Source organism: Sphingomonas sp. RB1R13 (assembly GCF_036663775.1).
In the GTDB taxonomy this organism is placed as follows: Bacteria; Pseudomonadota; Alphaproteobacteria; order Sphingomonadales; family Sphingomonadaceae; genus Sphingomicrobium.
Genome location: NZ_JAXOJM010000021.1, coordinates 1 through 1,555 on the forward strand (window position 1 = coordinate 1; position 1,555 = coordinate 1,555).

2 protein-coding genes are annotated in these 1,555 nt (G+C 66.6%); both read left to right on the forward strand.

Translation table 11 applies throughout. The features are described 5' to 3' along the window. Positions 1-1,182, forward strand: a 1,182-nt coding sequence (locus tag U1700_RS14435; RefSeq protein ID WP_332753390.1) for a pyruvate dehydrogenase complex E1 component subunit beta, incomplete at its 5' end; no start/stop codon positions are given. Positions 1,183-1,271: 89 nt separating this feature from the next. Further along, a partial coding sequence (locus U1700_RS14440; RefSeq protein WP_332753391.1) for a squalene/phytoene synthase family protein occupies positions 1,272-1,555 on the forward strand: 284 nt, incomplete at its 3' end.

Below are 1,555 nucleotides of genomic sequence, written 5' to 3' on the forward strand. Positions count from 1 at the left end.
GTCGCGTCCGCCGCCGCGTCGGGTTCGCGTTCGGGCGATGCGGCCAATGCCGCGCCGAAGAACGAGGCGACCGACCACAACGCGCCGCCGATGCCGGAAGGCGCGGCTGCGGCCGAGCAGGAAAGCGGCACGCAGAAGCTGGTCGCCGCCGCCGAGCAGGAAGCGCCCGCCTCGCCGGAAATCCCGGAAGGCACCGAGATGGTGAAGCTCACCGTCCGCGAAGCGCTGCGCGATGCGATGGCCGAGGAAATGCGCGCCGACGACCGCGTCTTCGTGATGGGCGAGGAAGTCGCCCAGTATCAGGGCGCGTACAAGGTGACGCAGGGCCTGCTGGACGAGTTCGGCGACCGCCGCGTCATCGACACGCCGATCACCGAATATGGTTTTGCCGGTGTCGGCACGGGTGCCGCCATGGGCGGCCTGCGCCCCGTGATCGAGTTCATGACGTTCAACTTCGCCATGCAGGCGATCGACCACATCATCAATTCGGCCGCCAAGACCAACTATATGTCCGGTGGCCAGATGCGCTGCCCGATCGTGTTCCGTGGCCCCAACGGTGCCGCCAGCCGCGTCGGCGCGCAGCACTCGCAAAACTATGGCCCGTGGTACGCCTCGGTCCCCGGCCTGATCGTGATCGCGCCCTATGACGCGGCCGATGCCAAGGGGCTGCTGAAGGCCGCGATCCGTTCGGAAGACCCGGTGGTCTTCCTCGAGAACGAACTGATGTACGGTCGTTCGTTCGACGTGCCCAAGCTCGACGATTTCGTCCTGCCGATCGGCAAGGCGCGGATCATGCGCGAGGGCAAGGACGTCACGCTCGTCTCCTACTCGATCGGCGTGGGCGTCTCGCTCGAAGCCGCCGAGAAGCTGGCGGCCGAGGGCATCGACGCCGAGGTCATCGACCTGCGCACGCTGCGTCCGCTCGACACCAAGACGGTGCTGAAGTCGCTCGCCAAGACCAACCGCCTGGTCGTGGTCGAGGAAGGCTGGCCGACCTGCTCGATCGCTTCGGAAATCGCCGCCGTCGTGATGGAAGAGGGCTTTGACGACCTCGACGCGCCGGTGCTGCGCGTGACCAACGAGGACGTGCCGCTGCCTTACGCCGCGAACCTCGAAAAGCTGGCGCTGGTCGACGCGAACAAGGTCGTCGCCGCCGTCAAGAAGGTAACCTATCGCGGCTAAGTCGTGGGGTAACCCTCTGGTATGAAAGGGGCCTTCCGGGAAACCGGGAGGCCCTTTTTCATGGGCGTTTCCTGTGCGAAGGGCAGGGGATGACCGATATTCCCGCCGCCGCCACACCCTCGCCCGCCATCGACGCGGTGATGCGCGAGCAGGCGCTGGCGGTGGGCTATGCGCCCGCGTCGGCGCGGGACGGCTTCGCGGCGCTGCTCGATCTCGATCACCAACTCGCCTCGATCCTGCAAAGCACGACCGAGCCGATGATCGGCCAGATGCGGCTGACCTGGTGGTATGAGGCGCTGGAAAAGCTCGACCGCGAGCCTGCCCCCGCACATCCGGTGTTGCAGCGACTTGCGGTATCGGTGTTGCCAATGGG